This window comes from Aliiroseovarius sediminilitoris, assembly GCF_900109955.1.
Taxonomy (GTDB): Bacteria; Pseudomonadota; Alphaproteobacteria; order Rhodobacterales; family Rhodobacteraceae; genus Aliiroseovarius; species Aliiroseovarius sediminilitoris.
The window spans coordinates 2,440,030-2,460,825 of the sequence record NZ_FOJB01000001.1; the positions used below are offsets into that span (position 1 = coordinate 2,440,030).

Below are 20,796 nucleotides of genomic sequence, written 5' to 3' on the forward strand. Positions count from 1 at the left end.
CTGACCCTGCGGCACCCTGTTTTCTGTTGAAAACCATACCCTTGCGTCATGCATGCTGATTTTCGACGTTACGTAACGACAAGAAAAACTCTGACGCCACGTTACATTTACGTCAACGTAAACTTATATTGTATGACGTGCTGGTCAGAACACACGACCGGCGTCGGGTAAAGATTGGAGCTAGTATGACCGACGAACTTATGACCATTCGGCAAATGTGCGATGCCTTTAACGTCACCGCGCGCACGCTGCGTTTTTACGAAGCGAAGGAGCTTATCGCACCCATTCGTGAAGGCCAGAAGCGGTTGTTTACCAAGCGTGATCGTGCGCGTCTCAAACTGATCCTGCGCGGCAAGCGTTTCGGCTTTTCGCTGGAAGAAATACGGCAATTGCTGGACCTTTACGACCGCGGCGACCAACAAAAAACGCAACTGAAACGCACCTATGACGTGGCGCTTGGTCATTTGGATGACCTGAAGCGTCAACGGGCCGAGCTGGATGACGCCATCGACGATCTGACAAACCAGTTGAAATGGGTGAACGACAAGATCGCTTCACTTGACGATGACCAATAAGACCTAAGACAAGGACGACCTCTATGCCCAGCTATACCGCGCCGACCAAGGACATGGCCTTCCTTCTGCATGAAGTGCTCAAGGCGGACAAACTGAACATTCCCGGCTACGACGAACTGGAACCCGACTTCACGGCGGCAGTTCTGGAAGAGGCCGGAAAAGTGGCCAGTGGGGTTCTGACGCCCCTGAACGTGGTGGGCGATCAGGAAGGCTGCCGGTTGGAAAACGGTGTCGTCTATACCCCCCCCGGCTTTAAAGAAGCGTTTGAGCAAATGAAAGAAGGCGGCTGGACCGGTCTGGACATGCCGGAAGAGTTCGGTGGCCAGAACATGCCGGTTCTGCTGGGCACAGCAGTGGGCGAGATGTTTTCGGCCGCGAACCAGGCCTTCACCATGTATCAGGGCCTGACGCACGGTGCAGCCTCGGCCATCCTGGCACATGGCACGGACGAGCAAAAAGCGACCTATCTGCCGAAGATGGTCAGCTGCGAATGGACCGGCACCATGAACTTGACCGAGCCACATTGCGGCACCGATCTGGGTCTTATGCGCACCAAAGCGGAACCGCAGGACGACGGCTCGTACAAGGTGTCGGGCCAGAAGATCTTCATCTCGGCTGGCGATCACGACATGTCCGAGAATGTCATCCACCTTGTGCTGGCGAAAATCCCGGGCGGTCCCGAGGGCATCAAAGGTGTGTCGCTGTTCATCGTGCCGAAGTTCAACCTCAACGAAGACGGTTCCGTCAGTTCGCGCAACGGTGTGAGCGTTGGTAATATCGAGCAAAAGATGGGCATCCACGGCAATTCGACCTGCGTCATGAATTATGACGAAGCCACTGGTTACCTGCTGGGGGACATGCACAAAGGCATGCGCGCCATGTTCACCATGATGAACGAAGCCCGTTTGGGCGTCGGCATGCAAGGTCTGGCGCAAGCCGAAGCGGCGTATCAGAACGCCGTGATCTATGCCAGGGACCGCCTGCAAGGGCGCGACGTGACCGGCGTGAAAAACCCCGACGGCCCCGCCGATCCGCTGATCGTGCACCCAGACATCCGCCGCTCACTTATGGATCAGAAAAGTTTCATCGAAGGCGCGCGTGGGTTCCTGTTCTGGGGTGCCCTGCTGATCGACCAGGCACATCGTTCGGGCGACAAGGAAGCAGATGGCCTCATCAGCCTGATGACCCCGGTTCTGAAAGGGTTCCTGACCGATCAGGGCTTCGATATGACCGTTCTGGCCCAGCAGGTCTATGGCGGACACGGATACATCGAAGAACATGGCATGAGCCAATTCGTTCGCGACGCCCGCATCGCGCAAATTTATGAGGGTGCCAATGGCGTGCAGGCGCTCGACCTGGTGGGTCGCAAGCTGGCCGCTGACGGCGGCAAACATGTCATGGCCTTCTTCGAGTTGATCAAATCCTATTGCAAGGGCCAGGACGGCGATGAGATGAAAGACTTCATCGAGCCGCTGAAAACCGCATCGAAGCACCTGCAAGCGGCGTCGATGTTCTTCATGCAAAACGGTATGAAGAACCCCAATCACGCGCTGGCAGGCAGCTATGACTTCATGCACCTGTTTGGTCATGTCTGCCTGGGCTATGCTTGGGCGCAGCAAGCGCGTGCTGCATTGGATGCCCTTGCAAATGGAGCGACTGACGCCACGTTCTATGAGACCAAGCTGGCAACAGCGCGCTACTATATGGCACGCCGCCTGCCCGCAACGGGTATGCACCTGGCGCGCATCGAAAGCGGCGCGGACATGGTAATGGCCTTGGACGCAGACGCGTTCTGAGCCACGCCAACACAGTAAGGAGAGATTATGCCGAAACGCTTCAAACTGACCCGCCGCTTCCCCTGTGCCATGACAGAGGATGGCTATCGTCGACTGCGACGTTTCGCGAAAGAGGCAGGGCTTGACGAAGGTGAAGCCCTGTCCTTCCTCTTCGAGCATTTCGACAGTGTAACGGACCACGAGAACCTGACCGCGCGTTTGCGCTTGTTCAATTCGGAATTGGATGCGCGCAAACGCTGACCACGCCGCCCGCGGCCCCGACAGGAGCCTCCGGCGGGGATACTTATGACAAGAAAAAGCCCGCTCGTATTTTCTTGTCATAAATATCCCGGGGGTCCGGGGGCAGCGCCCCCGGCTACGGAACATCGACAAGGAGGCTCGGATGACGATCAAGCTGTATTGCTTTGGGGAAAGCGGCAACGCCTATAAGGCGGCACTGACGCTAGAACTGTCCGGCCTGGATTGGGAGCCTGTTTTTGTCGATTTCTTCCACGGCGAAAGCAGAAGCCCGGAGTTTCGCGAGTTGAACCCGATGGGCGAGGTGCCGGTGATGATCGACGGGGATGTGACCCTGTCGCAATCGGGTGTCATTCAGGACTACGTGTCCTCAAAATCCGGCAAGCTGGGCGGGCGTAGCGCAAACGAACGCCGCGAAATCCTGCGCTGGCAGTTTTGGGACAATCACAAGATGTCGTCAGTGGCGGGTCCGACCCGTTTCCTGATGAATTTCATTCCAGAGGACAAGCGGCCCGTAGAGGTTATCGCCTTCAACCAAGGCCGTTTGAACGCCGCTTACAAAGTGCTGGAAGGCGAGTTGAGCAAGCGCGACTGGTTGGTCGGCGACACCATCACGCTCGCCGATATCTCGTGCTGTGGCTATCTGTTCTATCCTGAACCGTTCGGCTTTGACCGCACCGAATGGCCCGCAATCGACGCCTGGCTGACCCGTATTTCCGACACGCCCGGCTGGAAACACCCCTATGACCTGATGCCCGGTTCCCCTGCGGACCGTGCGTGATCTCGAAAGGACGAAAGATGACCGACGCCTATATCTATGACGCCGTGCGCACCCCGCGTGGTAAAGGTAAGAAAGACGGCACCCTGCACGAGGTGACCGCCGTGCGCCTGTCCGCGCTGGCGCTGAACGCTTTGAAAGAGCGCAACAATCTTGATGGCCATGCCGTTGAGGATGTGATCTGGGGCAACGTGACCCAAGTGGGCGAGCAAGGCGCGTGTTTGGCCCGTTCCTCGGTGCTCTATTCCGATCTGGACGAACGTATTCCGGGCGTGTCCATCAACCGCTTCTGTGCCTCGGGCCTTGAGGCTGTGAACATGGCCGCCAACCAGGTCAAAGGCGGTGCAGGTGACGCCTATATCGCCGGTGGCGTGGAAAGCATGAGCCGTGTGCCGATGGGCATGGATGGCGGCGCGATTGCCGCCGATCCTTTTCTGGCCATGAAGGCCTATTTCGTGCCGCAAGGTATCTCGGCTGACATCATTGCGACCGAATTTGGGTTTAGCCGCGACGATTGTGACGCCTATGCCGTCGAAAGCCAGAAACGCGCCGCTGCTGCCCGGGCGGATGGCCGGTTCAAGTCGATCATTCCGGTCGTTGACCAGAACGGACTTGAGATCATGGCGCAGGACGAGATGATCCGCGAGACCACGATGCAAACGCTGGGTGGCTTGAACCCGTCATTCAAAGCGATGGGTGAGGCAATGCCGGGCTTTGACGCGGTGGCCCTGCTGAAGTATCCGCATCTGGAAAAGATCAACCATGTGCACCACGCGGGCAACTCGTCCGGCATCGCCGATGGTTCTGCCGCCATTCTGATCGGCAACAAGGAGTTCGGCGAACGTCACGGGTTGAAGCCACGGGCGCGTGTCAAAGCGACGTCAAAAGTGGGCACCGACCCGACAATCATGCTGACCGGGCCGGTTCCGGCCACGGAACGCGTGCTGCAAGCTGCGGGCATGAGTTTCGGCGACATCGACCTGTTTGAAGTCAACGAAGCCTTCGCCTCGGTCGTGCTGCGCTTTATCCAAGCATTTGACGCCGACACGAACAAAGTGAACGTGAACGGCGGTGCCATCGCAATGGGTCATCCGCTGGGCGGCACAGGCGCGATGATCCTGAGTGCCCTGTTGGACGAAATGGAACGCACCGACAAGGAAACCGGTCTGGCCACACTTTGCATCGGGTCAGGCATGGGTGCCGCAACCATTCTCGAACGCGTGTAAGAAGGAGACGTTATAATGGCTGATTTTCACTATTCCGTGGACGCCGATGGCGTCGCCACCATCACCTGGGATGTCCCCAACAAATCCATGAACGTTCTGTCTTATGACGCGTTGCGCGAGTTGGACGCTCATATCGACATTGTTTTGGCAGACGACACCGTGAAAGGCGCGATCATCACCTCTGGCAAGAAAGACTTTGCCGGGGGCATGGACCTGAACGTCATCGCACAGATGAAGTCGGACGCGGGCGACGACCCGGCCAAGGGTCTGTTTGACGGCGTGATGGCAATGCACGGCGTGCTGCGCAAGATCGAACGCGCGGGCATGGACCCGAAGACCAACAAAGGCGGCAAACCGATTGTCGCGGCCCTGCCCGGCATCGCGCTTGGCATTGGGCTTGAGATCCCGCTGGCCTGTCATCGCATCATTGCCGCCGACAACCCCAAGGCCAAGATCGGCCTGCCGGAAATCATGGTCGGCATCTTCCCCGGCGCAGGTGGCACCACCCGCCTTGTGCGCAAGATGGGCGCGATGGCGGCTGCCCCCTTCTTGCTGGAAGGCAAGACCGTGACACCCGACAAGGCAAAGACGTCCGGCCTGATTGACGACGTTGTGCCGGCGGATGAGTTGCTGGCCCGCGCCAAAGAGTGGGTGTTGAACGCCACCGACGCCGATATCGTGAAACCATGGGATGCCAAGGGCTATAAAATGCCCGGCGGCGCGCCCTATCACCCGGCGGGGTTCCAGACATTTGTTGGCGCCGCTGCGATGATCCACGGCAAGACCAATGGCGTCTATCCAGCAGCCAAGGCGCTTCTGTCCGCTGTTTACGAAGGCGCACTGGTGCCGTTCGATGATGCCCTGCGCGTCGAATGCCGCTGGTTCGTGAACGTTCTGATGAACCCGTCATCATCTGCCATGATCCGGTCGCTCTTCATCAACAAGCAGGCGTTGGAAAAAGGCGCTGTGCGTCCTAAAGACGTGGCCGATCAGTCGGTCAAGAAAGTCGGTGTATTGGGCGCGGGCATGATGGGCGCAGGCATCGCGCTGGTTTCGGCCATGGCGGGGATGGAGGTTGTGCTGATTGACCAGACCCAGGAGGCGGCAGATCGCGGCAAAGCCTATTCCGAGACCTATCTGGACAAAGGCATCGCCCGCAAAAAAGCAACGCCTGAAAAGAAAGAGGCCGTTCTTTCCGCCATCAGCGCCACCACCGATCTTGATTCGCTGAAAGGTGCTGATCTGATCATCGAAGCGGTGTTCGAGGATGTGGGCGTCAAAGCCGAAATGACCAAGAAGGTCGAGGCCGTTGTGGGCGATGATTGCATCTTCGCCACCAACACCTCGACCCTGCCGATCACCGAGCTGGCCAAGGCGTCGGAACGCCCCGATCAGTTCATCGGCATCCACTTCTTCTCGCCGGTTGAACGGATGATGCTGGTCGAGATCATCAAGGGCCGCGCAACCGGGGATCGTGCTGTGGCCAAGGCGCTCGACTATGTGCGCCAGATTCGCAAGACGCCCATCGTGGTCAACGACGCTCGCTTCTTTTACTGCAACCGTTGCATCATTCCTTACATCAACGAAGGGATGCGCATGGTTGGCGAGGGCGTGTCGCCCGCACTGGTCGAAGGGGCCGCGAAACTGTTGGGCTTCCCGGTGGGGCCGTTGCAGTTGGTGGACGAAACCTCGATTGATCTGGGAGTAAAAATCGCCAAGGCCACCAAGGCGGCGATGGGCGATGACTACCCGGACAGCGCGGTGGACGACATCATCTTCTGGATGGCTGACCAAGGCCGCTTGGGCCGGAAATCAAATGCAGGTTTCTATAATTACGACGACAAAGGCAAGCGCACAGGTCTGTGGGAAGGTCTTGGCGACAGGTTCCCGCCCGCAGATGAGCAACCCGACCTGACCGAGGTGAAGCATCGCCTGATGATGAGCCAGGTTCTGGAAGCCGTCCGCGCGCTGGAAGAAGGCGTGTTGGAAGACATCCGCGAAGGTGACGTCGGTGCGATCCTTGCATGGGGCTTTGCGCCATGGTCCGGCGGTCCGTTCAGCTGGCTGGACATGATCGGCGCGGGCAAGGCGGTTGAGATTTGCGATGGCCTGACCGCAACCCACGGAGCGCGGTTCACCACCCCTGCCCTGTTGCGGGATTTGGCGGACAAGGGCGAGACGTTCTATGGCCGGTTCGACACGGCGCAGGACGCCGCCTGACCCACGACCACTTGGCGTTGGAACGGTCCGTGCAACCGCGCGGGCCGTTTTTGTTGAATCAGGCCGTCTTGCCTCAGAAAGTATATGAGAATCTCAGAATATCCGGCGCGCACATATCGGCAACCAACGCGGCATCATCATCGCAGTAATAATCGCGATAATCCGCGCGCCGGTCAGATCTGTTCTCATGTGGCATCGGACCCAATGAAAACCCCAAATGCGCTTCGAGCGGGGCAAGATCGGCGGGCAACGCTTCCATCCGTGCGAACAGATCACAGCGTTCCTGCCCGTTCTGATCCGTTACGTAAGATCCCAACGGTGATCCTGCGAAACTGTCAATCGTATGCTGATGGTTCAGGAACTCGGAAAATGTCAGCGCATGGGCCAGATCGACCGCGGGATGATCGAAATGCTGTGCCTTGAGCCAGTGGTAATAGCTGACCAACCGATCCCAGGGGTTTCTCACCAACGTCACGATGAAATAATCCTCGACCTGCTCTTGCGTGACCAGCCCGTAAACATCGCGCAGCTTAGAGTGTTTCCACAACCGACCCGACGACTGAACATGCTTCATACGCCTGCGCCGTTTGACCGCTTTTGGCGTGTCGCCCAGCATGATGTCGTCCTTCATCGCCCGCGCCTCAAGCGCCAGCGCAAGTGAGGTCCCCCCGGTTTTTGGCGGATGGATGAAAATGTAACGACGCCCGTGTGAAATGATCATAGCCAGATAATACCCCGGTTTCAGGTCGCGCGCGAGCGCAACGAAATGATCGCGCCGGAGGCAATGATCAAGACCATCCCAAAAATAGCGCGGGCAGGCACCGGATCGCCAAACAAGACCAAACCCCACCCCGCAGCAAAGGGCAGCAAGAGATATTCATAGATTGCCACCTGTGCGGCATCTCCCATTTGATACCCCTTGAAGATCAGGCCAACGGCGACCAAAGATCCCACCGCCTGCATCACGGTCAAGCCCCAGCCTATCGGCGTGGGCCAAACCACACCACGCAGAATGAACCCTTCGGCGCCTGCGGGCACCTCGTGCACCCATAACGTCATCACAACCGAGCCGATCAGGCCGAACAAACCCAGCGCCAGAAAGAAATACAGCAGCATCGACAAGGCGCTTTCCCCCTCGCACCATTGCCGGGTGGCGATCCCCCCGATGGCATAGAAAAACCCGGCAGTCATGGGAACGAGCGCTACGGGATCAAGGCCGTTTGCAAAGGGGTCAAGCACGATCAGCACGCCCGCAAACCCGATGACTGCGGCGCTGATGCGCGTCAGGCCGACAGGTTCCCCCAGAAACAAGGCACCGATCAGCAGAACCCAGAGGGGTGCGGTAAACAGCCCGGCGGCGACCTGTCCGATCGGCAGGAAAGCCAGAGAGCCGAAATAGATCAGCATGGCCAAGGCTGCGAACCCGCCACGGATCGTTACGGCCCAGCGACGGATGGGATTCAGCCGGGCGCGTCCAACCCATGACAGAAGGACGAGTATTCCAACGGCCATGATCGCGCGCATCAGATGGAATTGCCACAACCCAAGGTCGCGCGCGATCAACACAACAAAGTTGTCAAAGAACCCCAACAGCAGCATCGCCAGACAAATTGTGCCCGCTGCGGTCAGCGTCCGATTGCCTGACATGTCGTTTTCCACCCTTTATTCAAGCGTCATGAGCATTGACCACGTGGGTATCATTCTGGTCTGCTTCAAAAACGACATACACGACCCAAAGGTCAGAGCAAGACAGGGAGAAACACCGATGGGCTGGATGGCTGACGAAACCGGGTTGAACAAATGCGCGGCAAACTTCGTACCACTGACGCCCTTGTCGCATCTTCGGCGTGCCGCGCGGGTGTTTCCCAAGCGCGAGGCGCTGGTCTATGGCACGCGGCGACTGAGTTACGCGGAATATCACGACCGGGTGACGCGGCTGGCCTCGGCGCTGACTGGCCGTGGGATCAAACCGGGTGACGTGATCGCTACGCTTCTGCCCAACATATTGGCGCATGTAGAAGCCAGCTTTGGCGTCCCGGCGTGCGGTGCGGTCCTGAACACAATCAACACACGGCTGGACGTGGACACTGTGGCTTACATCTTCGGTCATGGCGAGGCCCGCGCGGTGCTGGTCGACACCCAGCTTCTGCCGCTGGCGGAACAGGCCATCGGTCAACTGACCGCCCAAGGCAAGCCCGCGCCGATGATCATCGAGGTTGCCGACCCGGATGCCGGATTTCCGGCCACCGGCAACCATCTGGAATACGAAGACCTGTTGCGTGAAGGCAGCGCCAGTTTTGATTGGATCATGCCTCAGGACGAATGGGAAAGCCTTGCGTTGAATTACACCTCTGGCACAACCGGGCGGCCCAAGGGCGTGGTTTGTCACCACCGGGGGGCCTATCTGATGACCATGGGCACCCCGATCAGTTGGGGCATGACACTATATCCGCGTTACCTGACCATTGTGCCCTTGTTTCACTGCAACAACTGGAACCATAGCTGGATGATGCCAGCGTTGGGGGGGACGATCATATGTTGTCGCGATATTACTGCCAAAGCGATCTATGACGCGATCGCCGATGAAGGCGTGACCCATTTTGGCGGCGCACCCATCGTGCTGAACATGATTGTGAATGCGCCAGACAAGGACCGTCGGACCTTTGACCACACGGTCGAGGTCTTCACCGCCGGTGCCCCGCCCGCTGCTGCCACCTTGGCAGCGATAGAGCCGTTAGGTTTCAACGTTACACAGGTCTATGGGCTGACCGAGACTTACGGCCATGTAACCGAATGCCTGTGGAATGGCCCGGAATGGGACGACCTGCCGCAAGACCAAAAAGCATCCATGAAAGCGCGAACCGGCATTGCCATGCCGCAAATGGAAGAGATCACCGTTCTTGACCCCGAAACGATGGAACAAGTTCCGATGGACGGCGAAACAATCGGCGAGATCATGATCCGCGGCAATTCCGTGATGAAAGGCTATCTGAAGAACCCAGAGGCAACGCACGAAGCCTTCTGCGGTGGATATTTCCACTCAGGAGACATCGCACACCAGACACCGGACGGTTACATCCGCATCACGGACCGCGCGAAGGATATCATCATTTCGGGTGGCGAAAACGTCAGTTCGGTCGAAGTTGAAGGCACTTTGATGCACCACCCCGCCGTGAGCCTGTGCGCTGTGGTGGCCAAACCCGATGACAAATGGGGCGAAGTGCCCTGTGCTTTTGTCGAACTGAAGGACGGCGCGAAGGTGACGGAAGACGAGTTGATCGCCTTCGTGCGCAGTCGTCTGGCAGGCTTCAAGACCCCAAAGATGATCGAGTTTTGCGAACTGCCCAAAACCTCGACCGGCAAGATCCAGAAGTTCGAATTGCGTGACCGTCTGCGGAACGCATCCTGATCCACCACGCGCATTGCCCCAACGACCGCAACAGACTATTCTTTCTGCAATGATAACGAGCAGGCGAGACCCGTCCGGCACATGACGGCCCTCACGAAATATCAACGGCTGGAGGCAGCCGGATTGTGGCGCGCCGATACCGAGGCTCAGCGCCGGGATGTGATCGTGTCACTTGGTGACGCCACATTGACGATTTCCGACACACATGACACCGCACTGACCCACTGGTCGCTGCCGGCCATTATCCGGCTGAACCCGGCCGAGCGCCCGGCCTTGTTTTCGCCGGGCAATGACGCCACCGAAGTGCTTGAGATTGACGACGACACAATGATCCGGGCGATCGAGAAGGTGCGCAAGGTTGTCGAACGACGACGCCCCCATCCGGGTCGCCTGCGCCATTGGATCACAGCCGGTTTCTTCTGCCTCTTGCTCGCGCTTGGTGTATTCTGGATGCCCAATGCGCTTCGGAACTACACGGTCTCTGTCCTGCCGGACCCGACACGGGAGGCCGTTGGGCAACGTATTCTGAACCGGATCGGTCGCGTGGCGGGCCAGCAATGCGATGGAAAGAATGGCCAAACCGCGCTTGACCGATTGACAAGTCGCGTACTGGACGGGTCAACGACCCGTGTAATCGTTTTGTCGGGCGGGGTGCAGACCGCGGCGCATCTGCCGGGACGGATCACCCTTCTGAACCGCGCCTTGATCGAAGATTACGAAGAACCCGACGTGGTCGCTGGTTTCCTGCTCGCCGAGGATCTGCGCCGTCAGAATACCGACCCGATGAAAGCCCTGTTGGAACATGCCGGGTTGAGGGCGACCGCTCAGATTTTGACGACGGGCGATCTGCCTGACAGCGTGATCGACAGCTATGCTGAAGATTTACTGACTGCGCCCACAGCTCCGATAAACCATGCCGCATTGCTGGCGCGATTTGCAAAGGCGGGTGTGCGATCCACCCCATATGCCTATGCGCTGGACCTCACAGGGGAAACGACACTTGAACTGATCGAGGCCGATCCTGTGCCACTGGCGGACGCCACACCCTTGCTGACCGATGCCAACTGGGTGCGCCTGCAAGGCATCTGTGGCGAATAGCCGCCCAGATGGACGCGCTGCTTATTTTGTTCCGAACATCCGGTCACCCGCGTCCCCAAGACCTGGCACGATATACCCTTTGTCGTTCAGCTTTTCATCCAGCGCGGCGGTAATGATTGGCACGTCCGGGTGCGCCTCTTTCATCCGGGCCACCCCTTCGGGAGCGGCCAGCAAGCACATGAACCGAATGTCCCGGGCACCGGCCTTTTTCAGCAGATCAATCGCGGCGACCGAACTGTTGCCGGTGGCCAGCATCGGGTCAACCGCGATGACAAGACGGTCTTCCAGCGCCTCTGGCACTTTGAAATAATACTGAACCGGTTCCAGCGTTTCTTCGTCGCGGTAAAGCCCGACAAATCCGACACGGGCCGAGGGGATCAGTTCAAGAACCCCATCCAAAAGCCCGTTCCCGGCCCGCAGGATCGACACCAACGCCAGCTTGCGCCCCGCCAGAACAGGGGCATCCATTTCCTGCATCGGCGTCTTGATCCGCTGGTTTTCCATCGGCAGTTCGCGTGTCACCTCATAGGCAAGAAGTTGGCTGATCTCGCGCAGAAGCTGGCGAAAATGGTTGGTCGGTGTCGTCTCGTCGCGCATCAGGGTCAGTTTGTGCTGAATCAACGGGTGTTTCACGACGGTCAGATGCTCATACATCCTGGGCCTCCACGATATTGCGCACGCGGTCACGCGTGGCATTGTCACAAAATGCCGCCTCGATGGCGGTCAGGTTCAGGGCTTTGAAATCTGCCGCGTTCCAGCCGAACTGACGCGACAGGTCTTCGTATTCTTTCACCATGTCGCTGCGGAAAAAGGGCGGGTCGTCGGTGGACACCGTGACCTTGACGCCCCGGTCGCGCAGCTTCGCAATCGGGTGCCCGGCAAGGTCGGGATAGACGCCAAGAAAGACGTTGGAACCGGGGCAGACCTCAAGCGTGATCCCGTCCTCGACCAGACGGTTCACCAGCGCCGGGTCTTCAATCGCGCGCACGCCGTGACCGATCCGCTGCACGCGCAAATCGTCCAAAGCCGCCCGCACCTCGTCCGGGCCGTTCCATTCGCCCGCATGGGTGGTCAGCTTCAATCCGGCCTCGCGCGCCATGTCGAACGCATAGGCGAAATCACCTTGTTTGCCGGATTTCTCGTCCCCGCCCATACCGAAGCCGGTGATAAAATCACCAGCGGTTTCCTGTGCGCAGCGCGCAGTTTCGCGCGCCGCGTCCGGGCCGAAATGACGAACGGCGGTGACAATCCCGCGCAGGGTGATCCCGGCGTCACGCTCGACCTCAGCGGCGGTATCCTGAATGGCGGAAAGATAGTCGCGCCACGCTATCGCATCCCGCCCGCCGCAAAAATCCGGCGAAATAAACGTCTCAAGATAAACCACGCCCGCCTCGGCGCAGTTTTCCAACACCGCTCGGGTCAACCGCGCATAGTCATTCGGGCTTTTCAGAACAGAAGTTGCTGCCTCATACACTTCAAGAAAATGCCAGAAATCACGATAGGCATAGCCGCCATCCGCCGCGAAGATACCCGACAGATCGGCGCTTTTTTCCTTCGCCAAACCCCGGATAAAATCCGGCGGGGCCGCACCTTCGATATGGGTGTGCAGTTCAACCTTCGGCAATGCTCTGTAGCTCATAAAAACGACTTCCCTGCCCCACGGGCCTCAAGCCCCAGATGTGCAGCGACTGATGCCCCAATGTCGGAAAAACCGCAAATGCCAATTTCCCGCATCCCCAGCCCGGCGCCGATCACCGGCACGCGTTCGCGGGTGTGATCGGTCCCAACCCAAGTCGGATCATTGCCGTGATCGGCAGTGAAGATCAGCAAGTCACCCTCTCGCATCTTATCGAGGACACGGGGTATCTCGGCGTCGAACCATTCCAGGGCGCGGGCATAGCCCGACACATCGCGGCGATGCCCATACTTGGAGTCAAACTCGACGAAATTGGCAAACACAAGGTCGCCATCCTGTGCGCTGTCGCTCGATGCGACCAAATGCTCCATCAGGTCAGCATCGGCGCCCTTTTTCAACGTATCAATGCCGCGATGAGCGAAGATATCGCCGATCTTGCCAATCGCATGAACCTTGCGTCCGGCCTCATGCACCCAGTCGCACAAGGTCGGGCTGGGCGGGGTCATCGCGAAATCGCGGCGGTTGGTGGTGCGCTTGAAGCCCTCGGCCTCGGATCCGATGAAGGGGCGCGCGATGGCGCGCCCAACCTGCATCTTGTGAACTTCGGGCGCGATTGCCTCGCATAAGTTGACCAAACGTTCGAGGCCAAAGGTTTCTTCATGCGCGGCAATCTGTATGACACTGTCAACTGAGGTATAAACAATGGGCCAGCCTGTCCGCACGTGCTCGGCCCCCAATTCATCAAGGATCGCGGTGCCGGACGCATGTTTGTTGCCCAGAATGCCATCAACACCGGCGATTTCGCAGATTTTACGGGTGAGGTCGTCGGGAAAGGCGGGCTGGGTGTCCGGGAAGTATCCCCATTCCCACGGCACAGGCACGCCTGCGATTTCCCAATGACCCGATGGCGTATCCTTGCCCTTCGAAATCTCTTCAGCCGCCCCCCACAGACCGTCGGGTATGGTGTCCAACCCCGGGGCCTCATCGCCTGAGGCAAGACGAATTGCTGCGCCCAGCCCCAACCCGTCCAGATTGGGCATCTTCAGCGGACCGGATCGCCCGTCTTCTGCCAGCCCTTCCGCGCAGGCCTGCGCGATATGTGCCAGGGTGTTGGCACCGGTATCCGGCACGGTCTTGTCGTTGAAAAACGCGTGCGCGTCCGGTGCTCCGCCACATCCTGCGCTGTCCAGAACGATCAGGAAGGCACGCGTCATGTGTTCTCCATATGCTCGGTTCCGAAGGCGCCTGGCAACAGTTCCGCCATCGTCATGGTCAGGCTTTCACCGCTTAGCGTCATCATGGTGATAGTGGCATCAGCATCTGCAAATTCCGCCAGTTTCTGGCGGCATCCACCACACGGCGTTACCGGCAGCGGCGCATCGGCAATCACGACCGCCTCGATGACCTTGTGGTCGCCCGCCATGACCATGGCCGCGATGGCCCCGGCCTCGGCGCAGGTGCCCTCGGGATAGGCGACATTCTCGACGTTACAGCCAGAATACACTGCCCCGGATGCACAGCGCAGTGCTGCGCCAACCTTGAAGTTCGAATACGGAGCATAGGCGTTTTCACGTGCGGTCTTGGCAGCATCCAACAGCGACATCGGACCTCCTGAAAAGTGATGGCAATGGTATTCAACCAAGTTGGCGCGGGGCGACGCCGGATGCAAGGCCAAACCTTGCCGAGTTGACGCGCCAGCCAATACCTGCGCTATCCTATGATTGCGCAAGCAGTCTTGAATGCGCTCCGCTGCCTGTTGTATGGCAGCCCGGAAGATAGTTTAAAGCTAAACTTCTCGCTGGAGGATACCGTGAGCGACGACAATTACCCCCGCAAACGCGCGTTGGATTATCATGAGTTTCCGAAACCAGGGAAGCTGGAAATCCGCGCCACCAAACCCATGGCCAACGGGCGAGATCTAAGCCTGGCCTATTCGCCGGGGGTGGCCGAAGCCTGTCTGGAAATCAAGAAGGATCCTTCCACAGCAAGCCGATACACCGCACGCGGCAACCTTGTCGCCGTCGTGTCAAACGGGTCGGCGGTGTTGGGGCTGGGCAATATTGGTGCGCTGGCATCGAAGCCTGTGATGGAAGGCAAAGCCGTCCTGTTCAAGAAATTTGCCAACATTGATTGCTTTGATATCGAGTTGAATGAAAACAACCCAGAAAAGCTGGCGGACATCGTTTGCGCCATGGAACCCAGCTTCGGTGCGATCAATCTTGAGGACATCAAAGCGCCCGATTGTTTCATCGTTGAACAAATTTGCCGCGAGCGTATGAACATCCCCGTATTTCACGACGATCAGCACGGCACTGCCATCGTTGTCGGTGCTGCCGCGACCAATGCACTAAGGGTTACGGGCAAGTCGTTCGATCAGATCAAGGTGGTGTCAACCGGGGGTGGCGCGGCCGGGATTGCCTGTTTGAACATGCTTTTGAAACTCGGCGTGAAACGCGAAAATGTGTGGCTGTGCGACATTGAAGGGTTGGTCTATGAGGGTCGCGAAACCGAAATGACGCCGCAGAAGGCTGCCTATGCCCAGGGCACCAAACCGTCCACGTTGGATGACGTCATCGAAGCGGCAGACCTGTTCCTGGGCTTGTCTGGTCCCGGCGTTCTGAAGCCGGAGATGGTCGCCAAGATGTCCAAGCGACCGATCATTTTCGCCCTGGCCAATCCAACGCCAGAAATCATGCCGGACGAGGTGCGCGCCGTTGCACCTGACGCTATCATCGCCACCGGACGCTCGGACTTCCCTAATCAGGTCAACAATGTTTTGTGCTTCCCGTTCATCTTCCGCGGCGCCTTGGATGTAGGCGCGACCGAGATCAACGACGCCATGCAACTGGGGTGCATCGAAGGAATCGCAGCCCTTGCGCGTGCCACCACATCAGCCGAAGCGGCTGCGGCCTACAAGGGTGAGCAACTGAGCTTTGGCGAGGACTACTTGATCCCGAAACCGTTTGATCCGCGCCTGATGGGTGTCGTGGCAAGCGCGGTGGCCAAAGCCGCGATGGAAAGCGGCGTCGCCACCCGACCCGTTGACGACATTGCGGCCTATAAGAAAACACTGGACGGCTCGGTGTTCCGGTCGGCCTTGATCATGCGCCCGGTCTTCGAGGCTGCGGCAACCGCCGAACGTCGGATCGTCTTTGCCGAAGGCGAAGACGAACGGGTGCTGCGGACCGCCAACGCAATGCTGGAAGAAACCACCGATGCCCCGATCCTGATCGGGCGACCGGATGTGATTGCCCAGCGCTGCGAACGCGCGGGTCTGTCGATCACCGCCGGGAAAGACTTCCAGATCGTCAACCCGGAACGCGATGACCGCTATCGCGAGTATTGGGGCGCTTATCACCAGATCATGGCCCGCAAGGGCACGACGCCCGATCTTGCCAAGGCGATCCTGCGCACCAACACCACCGCGATTGCCGCGATCATGGTCCATCTGGAACAAGCCGACAGCATGATTGCGGGCACGTTCGGACAGTATTTGTGGCACCTGAACTATATCAAACAAATCCTGGGCACCGGGCAATTGCATCCGGTTGGCGCGCTTAGCCTGATGATCTTGCAAGACGGCCCGCTGTTCATCGCAGACACGCATGTTCACAACACACCGACCTCAGAGCAAATTGCCGAGTCTGTTTGCGCCGCAGCCCGTCATGTCCGTCGCTTTGGCGTCGAGCCGAAAATCGCGCTGTGCTCCTATTCCCAGTTCGGCAATCATGACGGCGACAGCGGCCGACGCGCACGCGGCGCGTTGGAGATTCTGGACAGCCGTCCACGCGACTTCGCATATGAGGGCGAGATGCATGTCGATGCGGCGCTGGACATGGATGTGCGCCAGCATATCTTCCCCGATGCCCGATTTGATGGGCCTGCGAACGCGTTGGTGTTCGCCAACGCGGATGCAGCAAGCGCCGTGCGCAACACCTTGAAGGTGAAAGGCGGCGGGCTGGAGGTCGGCCCGATCCTGATGGGGATGGGCAACCGCGCCCATATCGTCACACCCTCGATCACGGCGCGTGGATTGCTGAATATGTCGGCGGTTGCTGGCACGCCAGTCGCCAAGTATGGCTAGGGCGACTCAGGGCTGCTAATCTTTGCAGTGCGGAGTTTGCAATTTTGCAAATTCCACATTTTTCAAATTCAAAACGCTTGTTTCGCAGAGGTTTGCAAAAATTTGCAAGCTATTTTCTGTCCGATTGCAAATTATTCAGGTTAAACCGTCGCACTGCGACACGCCGCGCTTGCCCTAACGATAGCCGGGGGCGTAACACTTCATACCAAGGGAAACTGGAGGAAGTGCACCATGGCATACAAAGATGTTTACGCTGCTTGGCAGGCAGACCCGGAAGCTTTCTGGATGGATGCCGCCAAGGCGATCAGTTGGGACAAGCCGCCCTCGAAAGCGCTCTTTGACGAAAACGCACCGCTTTACGAGTGGTTTTCGGACGGATTGGTGAACACATGCTATAACGCGGTTGACCGTCATGTCGAAAACGGTCGCGGCGATCAGGTGGCGATCATCTATGACAGCCCGATCACAGGACGGCAGGCCAAAATTACCTTCGCGGACCTGCGAAACCGTGTTGCAGCGCTGGCGGGTGCGTTGAAGGCAAAAGGTGTCGAAAAAGGCGACCGCGTTATCATCTACATGCCCATGGTGCCCGAAGCCTTGATGGCAATGCTGGCTGTCACCCGCATCGGAGCGGTGCATTCTGTCGTGTTCGGCGGATTTGCCTCGAACGAATTGGCGGTACGTATCGATGATGCGAAGCCCAAGGCAATCATTGCGGCCTCATGCGGGATCGAACCGGGGCGCGTCATTGCTTATAAACCGCTTCTGGATGGGGCGATCGACATCGCGACGCAAAAGCCAAAGTTCACCGTCATCCTGCAACGCGAGGAAGCGACCGCCGATCTGACCGATGGGCGTGATTATGATTGGACCGAGTTGGAAGCATCGGCGGAACCGGCGGATTGCTTGCCAGTAGAAGGCAACCACCCAGCCTATATCCTTTACACCTCCGGCACGACCGGTCAGCCAAAGGGCGTGATCCGCCACACCGGCGGTCATCTTGTCGCGCTGAACTGGACGATGAAAAACATCTACAATGTCGATCCCGGCGACGTGTTCTGGGCGGCGTCCGATGTAGGTTGGGTCGTAGGGCACAGCTATATCACCTATGGCCCGCTGATCCACGGCAACACCACCATCGTGTTCGAGGGCAAGCCGGTTGGAACCCCCGACGCGGGCACCTTCTGGCGGGTGATTTCGGAACACAAGGTCAAAAGCTTCTTCACCGCCCCCACCGCCTTTCGCGCCGTGAAACGGGAGGATCCCAAGGGCGAGTTTGTCAGAAAATACGATCTGTCTTGCCTGAAACAGGTCTATCTGGCTGGGGAACGTGCTGATCCTGACACCATCGTCTGGGCACAGGAGCAGCTGAAAGTTCCCGTGATCGACCATTGGTGGCAGACCGAAACGGGTTATGCGATCGCAGCCAACCCGCTTGGAATCGAGGAACTTCCCGTGAAACTCGGCTCGCCATCGGTGCCGATGCCCGGATATGACGTGCAAATTCTGGATGAGGGAGGTCATCCGGTGGCCGCGGGCGAACTGGGTGCCATCGCCATCAAACTACCCCTCCCTCCTGGCACGCTGCCCAGCCTCTGGAACGCAGAAGACCGGTTCAAATCCAGCTATCTGAACACTTTTCCCGGTTACTATGAGACAGGCGACGCTGGTTACAAAGATGAAGACGGATATCTTTACATCATGGCCCGCACCGACGACGTGATCAACGTCGCTGGCCACCGTCTGTCTACAGGCGCGATGGAGGAGGTTCTGGCCTCGCACCCGGACGTGGCCGAATGTGCCGTGATCGGCGTCACCGACCAATTGAAAGGGCAGTTGCCCTTGGGCATGATCTGCCTGAATGCTGGCACGGATCGGCCGGAAGAGGACGTGACCGCCGAATGTGTCAGGCTGGTGCGTGAAAAGATCGGCCCAGTCGCGGCCTTCAAGCTGTGCATCGTGGTGGATCGTCTGCCGAAAACGCGGTCGGGTAAAATCCTGCGCGCTACCATGGTGTCTATCGCGGACGGTAAGGATTACAAGATGCCGGCGACCATCGACGATCCGGCCATTTTGAATGAAATCCAAGAGGCGCTGCAAAGCCTTGGCTACGCCGACTGACACGGGATTTCAAGCACGCAAAACTCATCCGGCCACGCGTCGGATGAGTTTTTTTTTGGCTTTTCAGCCGCGGGGTGGCTAGAACCAACCGGGACAAGAAAACTTGTGCACGTGAACTGGGGGGAAGATGGCGATAGAGGAACGGGGCAATCCCGGCGCCACCGGATTGTTCAATACAGATGCGAACGCGCGATCCCCGGTCGTAATGGTTTTAGCCCCGCCTGCGCTTAACGACCTGTGTCCCGCCACGGTTTTCAAGTCTCTTGATTGCGAGATCAGGTATGCAAACTCGATTGCAGAAGCAAAGATCATTGCCGAGGATGATATCGTTGATATCGCCCTCCTACCGCTCGACGTAAACGGACGCAGCGTTTTGCCGCTTATTCGCGATTTGATAAAGCGAAACGCCGAACAAGCGATCATCGTTGTGTCAAAAAGCAACCAGATCAATGATGCAGCCGAAGCCATGCGCTTGGGTGCATTGGACTGTATCTTTGTGCCATTCACACATAACCGCCTGGAAAAGACTGTCAGCCAAGTGCTTCAAAAAATTGGTGGTATTCGCAAAGCGCAAGACGGAACAATCGCAATCTCCAAACCGCGCGCGCGGCTGGCCCCTGCGCACAAGGCTGGCTCTGGCCACGCTGCGCATGCGGATCCGCATTGGATCAGGCACGGCATGGTCCTGTCTGATCTGTCCATGAATCCTGTCCTACACGCGCTGGACACAATCGCCTCATCGGATGCCCCAATCTATATCCAAGGCGAAACCGGCACAGGAAAAGAGCTTCTGGCCCGTGCGCTTCACGCGGAAAGCAACCGGTCTGCTGGCCCGTTCGTAGTTGTCGATTGTGCCCGACTGGAACCTGACACCCTGACGCATCAGGTTTTTGCCGATGGCCGCAACGGTTCGAAAGGCACTGCCAGCACAGCCGATGGTGGAACTTTGTTCCTGGACGAAATCGCGCGAACGGATCTACGGGTGCAAGAACAGCTGATGCGATTTCTTGAAAACGGTGACATCGCACCACTTGGTGCGCTTGATGCAGCCAAGGTGGATGCGCGCATCATTTGTGCTAGCTCCGAAGACACCCGCGCAGAAATCAAAGCAGGTCGGCTTCGCGAGGATCTTTATTACCGCCTGCATGTTGTGCCGATAACACTGCCAGCCCTGCGTGACCGGGGCGAAGACATTCTGGTCATCGCCAATACGAAACTGGTCCAAACGGCGCGGCAAGAAGGGCGCAGGTTTCGGGGCTTCACACCCGGCGCCGCTGGTATTCTGGTATCGCATCCATGGCCCGGCAACATTCGCCAACTCGTCAATGTCATTTGGAATATCGTGCTGCACCATGATGGGGATCTGGTCACAGCCGACATGCTGCCGGTGGATCTTCTGGCTGGGCTGCCCGATCCCGACAACAGCGCAGGGCTGCAAGCAACTTTGGCGGACACGGGTCTGCTGGGGCGACCATTGGCAGAAATCGAGCGCATCGTCATCGAAGAAACGATCCGAGCGCAGGGCGGCTCTATCCCGCGGGCGGCACAGGTTCTGGACGTGTCACCCTCGACGATCTATCGCAAACGGGAACACTGGACGCAAAAATGACGCCAGC

17 protein-coding genes are annotated in these 20,796 nt (G+C 58.4%); 11 read left to right on the forward strand and 6 right to left on the reverse strand.

The features are described from left to right. The first annotated feature begins 185 nt into the window (after nucleotides 1–185). The 6 genes from BMY55_RS12075 (at nucleotide 186) to BMY55_RS12100 (ending at nucleotide 6,832) form a co-directional block, all read left to right on the forward strand. Nucleotides 186–575: a MerR family transcriptional regulator gene (locus BMY55_RS12075; RefSeq protein WP_091430939.1), complete on the forward strand. Its 390-nt coding sequence runs from the start codon at nucleotides 186–188 to the stop codon at nucleotides 573–575. A gap of 23 nt (nucleotides 576–598) precedes the next feature. After that, nucleotides 599–2,371 (forward strand): acyl-CoA dehydrogenase C-terminal domain-containing protein, encoded by a 1,773-nt coding sequence (locus BMY55_RS12080; protein ID WP_091430941.1) that lies wholly within the window; start codon nucleotides 599–601, stop codon nucleotides 2,369–2,371. A 27-nt stretch (nucleotides 2,372–2,398) separates the two neighbouring features. Further along, nucleotides 2,399–2,611 carry a hypothetical protein gene (locus BMY55_RS12085; protein ID WP_091430943.1) on the forward strand — a complete coding sequence of 71 codons (213 nt, stop codon included), beginning with the start codon at nucleotides 2,399–2,401 and terminating at the stop codon, nucleotides 2,609–2,611. A gap of 142 nt (nucleotides 2,612–2,753) precedes the next feature. Next, the gene (locus BMY55_RS12090) at nucleotides 2,754–3,389 is read left to right on the forward strand and encodes a glutathione S-transferase family protein (protein ID WP_091430945.1); all 636 of its coding nucleotides are present in this window, start codon (nucleotides 2,754–2,756) and stop codon (nucleotides 3,387–3,389) included. Between the two features lie 17 nt (nucleotides 3,390–3,406). Next, nucleotides 3,407–4,612, forward strand: coding sequence for an acetyl-CoA C-acetyltransferase (locus tag BMY55_RS12095; protein ID WP_091432496.1), 1,206 nt, complete (start codon nucleotides 3,407–3,409; stop codon nucleotides 4,610–4,612). A gap of 15 nt (nucleotides 4,613–4,627) precedes the next feature. Further along, nucleotides 4,628–6,832, forward strand: a complete 2,205-nt coding sequence (locus BMY55_RS12100) for a 3-hydroxyacyl-CoA dehydrogenase NAD-binding domain-containing protein (protein ID WP_091430947.1) — start codon at nucleotides 4,628–4,630, stop codon at nucleotides 6,830–6,832. A gap of 73 nt (nucleotides 6,833–6,905) precedes the next feature. On the opposite strand, the gene BMY55_RS12105 is transcribed toward BMY55_RS12100, so the two are convergent. Both BMY55_RS12105 and BMY55_RS12110 read right to left on the reverse strand, forming a co-directional pair. Continuing rightward, complete coding sequence (locus tag BMY55_RS12105; protein WP_091430949.1) at nucleotides 6,906–7,553, reverse strand: sulfotransferase family 2 domain-containing protein; 648 nt, start codon at nucleotides 7,551–7,553, stop codon at nucleotides 6,906–6,908. A gap of 20 nt (nucleotides 7,554–7,573) precedes the next feature. Continuing rightward, nucleotides 7,574–8,479 carry a DMT family transporter gene (locus BMY55_RS12110; protein ID WP_091430951.1) on the reverse strand — a complete coding sequence of 302 codons (906 nt, stop codon included), beginning with the start codon at nucleotides 8,477–8,479 and terminating at the stop codon, nucleotides 7,574–7,576. 118 nt (nucleotides 8,480–8,597) lie between these two features. On the opposite strand from BMY55_RS12110, the gene BMY55_RS12115 reads away from it, so the two are divergent. Together BMY55_RS12115 and BMY55_RS12120 are read left to right on the forward strand one after the other, a co-directional pair. Next, entirely contained in the window at nucleotides 8,598–10,241 is a 1,644-nt protein-coding gene (locus tag BMY55_RS12115) for an AMP-binding protein (RefSeq protein WP_091432498.1), read from the forward strand. An 81-nt stretch (nucleotides 10,242–10,322) separates the two neighbouring features. After that, nucleotides 10,323–11,339, forward strand: coding sequence for a hypothetical protein (locus BMY55_RS12120; protein ID WP_091430953.1), 1,017 nt, complete (start codon nucleotides 10,323–10,325; stop codon nucleotides 11,337–11,339). A 21-nt stretch (nucleotides 11,340–11,360) separates the two neighbouring features. Here BMY55_RS12120 and upp read toward each other — a convergent pair whose 3' ends face one another. From upp to BMY55_RS12140, 4 genes are read right to left on the reverse strand one after another with little or no spacing between them, the layout of a single operon-like run. Beyond that, complete coding sequence (gene upp, locus BMY55_RS12125) at nucleotides 11,361–11,993, reverse strand: uracil phosphoribosyltransferase (protein ID WP_091430954.1); 633 nt, start codon at nucleotides 11,991–11,993, stop codon at nucleotides 11,361–11,363. Continuing rightward, nucleotides 11,986–12,978, reverse strand: coding sequence for an adenosine deaminase (locus tag BMY55_RS12130; protein ID WP_091430956.1), 993 nt, complete (start codon nucleotides 12,976–12,978; stop codon nucleotides 11,986–11,988). The genes upp and BMY55_RS12130 overlap by 8 nt, the downstream gene beginning before the upstream one ends. Beyond that, nucleotides 12,975–14,189, reverse strand: coding sequence for a phosphopentomutase (locus BMY55_RS12135; protein ID WP_091430958.1), 1,215 nt, complete (start codon nucleotides 14,187–14,189; stop codon nucleotides 12,975–12,977). Before BMY55_RS12135 ends, BMY55_RS12130 begins: the two co-directional genes overlap by 4 nt. After that, on the reverse strand, nucleotides 14,186–14,578 hold the full coding sequence (locus tag BMY55_RS12140) for a cytidine deaminase (RefSeq protein ID WP_091430960.1): 393 nt from the start codon (nucleotides 14,576–14,578) through the stop codon (nucleotides 14,186–14,188). The genes BMY55_RS12135 and BMY55_RS12140 overlap by 4 nt, the downstream gene beginning before the upstream one ends. Nucleotides 14,579–14,785: 207 nt before the next feature. On the opposite strand from BMY55_RS12140, the gene BMY55_RS12145 reads away from it, so the two are divergent. From BMY55_RS12145 to BMY55_RS12155, 3 genes are all read left to right on the forward strand, one after another. Beyond that, on the forward strand, nucleotides 14,786–17,059 hold the full coding sequence (locus BMY55_RS12145) for an NADP-dependent malic enzyme (RefSeq protein ID WP_245744730.1): 2,274 nt from the start codon (nucleotides 14,786–14,788) through the stop codon (nucleotides 17,057–17,059). A 231-nt stretch (nucleotides 17,060–17,290) separates the two neighbouring features. Then, nucleotides 17,291–19,180, forward strand: coding sequence for a propionyl-CoA synthetase (locus BMY55_RS12150; RefSeq protein WP_091430963.1), 1,890 nt, complete (start codon nucleotides 17,291–17,293; stop codon nucleotides 19,178–19,180). Nucleotides 19,181–19,307: 127 nt separating this feature from the next. Continuing rightward, a complete protein-coding gene (locus BMY55_RS12155) occupies nucleotides 19,308–20,789 on the forward strand; it encodes a sigma-54-dependent transcriptional regulator (protein WP_091430965.1) in 1,482 nt (493 codons plus the stop codon). Nucleotides 20,790–20,796 lie beyond the last annotated feature (7 nt).

What these genes read in the sequence shown, in the direction of transcription:
- BMY55_RS12075 (WP_091430939.1), top strand. Translation starts at nt 186, where the DNA reads ATGACCGACGAACTTATGACCATTCGGCAAATGTGCGATGCCTTTAAC.
- BMY55_RS12080 (WP_091430941.1), top strand. Translation starts at nt 599, where the DNA reads ATGCCCAGCTATACCGCGCCGACCAAGGACATGGCCTTCCTTCTGCAT.
- BMY55_RS12085 (WP_091430943.1), top strand. Translation starts at nt 2,399, where the DNA reads ATGCCGAAACGCTTCAAACTGACCCGCCGCTTCCCCTGTGCCATGACA.
- BMY55_RS12090 (WP_091430945.1), top strand. Translation starts at nt 2,754, where the DNA reads ATGACGATCAAGCTGTATTGCTTTGGGGAAAGCGGCAACGCCTATAAG.
- BMY55_RS12095 (WP_091432496.1), top strand. Translation starts at nt 3,407, where the DNA reads ATGACCGACGCCTATATCTATGACGCCGTGCGCACCCCGCGTGGTAAA.
- BMY55_RS12100 (WP_091430947.1), top strand. Translation starts at nt 4,628, where the DNA reads ATGGCTGATTTTCACTATTCCGTGGACGCCGATGGCGTCGCCACCATC.
- BMY55_RS12105 (WP_091430949.1), bottom strand. Translation starts at nt 7,553, where the DNA reads ATGATCATTTCACACGGGCGTCGTTACATTTTCATCCATCCGCCAAAA.
- BMY55_RS12110 (WP_091430951.1), bottom strand. Translation starts at nt 8,479, where the DNA reads ATGTCAGGCAATCGGACGCTGACCGCAGCGGGCACAATTTGTCTGGCG.
- BMY55_RS12115 (WP_091432498.1), top strand. Translation starts at nt 8,598, where the DNA reads ATGGGCTGGATGGCTGACGAAACCGGGTTGAACAAATGCGCGGCAAAC.
- BMY55_RS12120 (WP_091430953.1), top strand. Translation starts at nt 10,323, where the DNA reads ATGACGGCCCTCACGAAATATCAACGGCTGGAGGCAGCCGGATTGTGG.
- upp (WP_091430954.1), bottom strand. Translation starts at nt 11,993, where the DNA reads ATGTATGAGCATCTGACCGTCGTGAAACACCCGTTGATTCAGCACAAA.
- BMY55_RS12130 (WP_091430956.1), bottom strand. Translation starts at nt 12,978, where the DNA reads ATGAGCTACAGAGCATTGCCGAAGGTTGAACTGCACACCCATATCGAA.
- BMY55_RS12135 (WP_091430958.1), bottom strand. Translation starts at nt 14,189, where the DNA reads ATGACGCGTGCCTTCCTGATCGTTCTGGACAGCGCAGGATGTGGCGGA.
- BMY55_RS12140 (WP_091430960.1), bottom strand. Translation starts at nt 14,578, where the DNA reads ATGTCGCTGTTGGATGCTGCCAAGACCGCACGTGAAAACGCCTATGCT.
- BMY55_RS12150 (WP_091430963.1), top strand. Translation starts at nt 17,291, where the DNA reads ATGGCATACAAAGATGTTTACGCTGCTTGGCAGGCAGACCCGGAAGCT.
- BMY55_RS12155 (WP_091430965.1), top strand. Translation starts at nt 19,308, where the DNA reads ATGGCGATAGAGGAACGGGGCAATCCCGGCGCCACCGGATTGTTCAAT.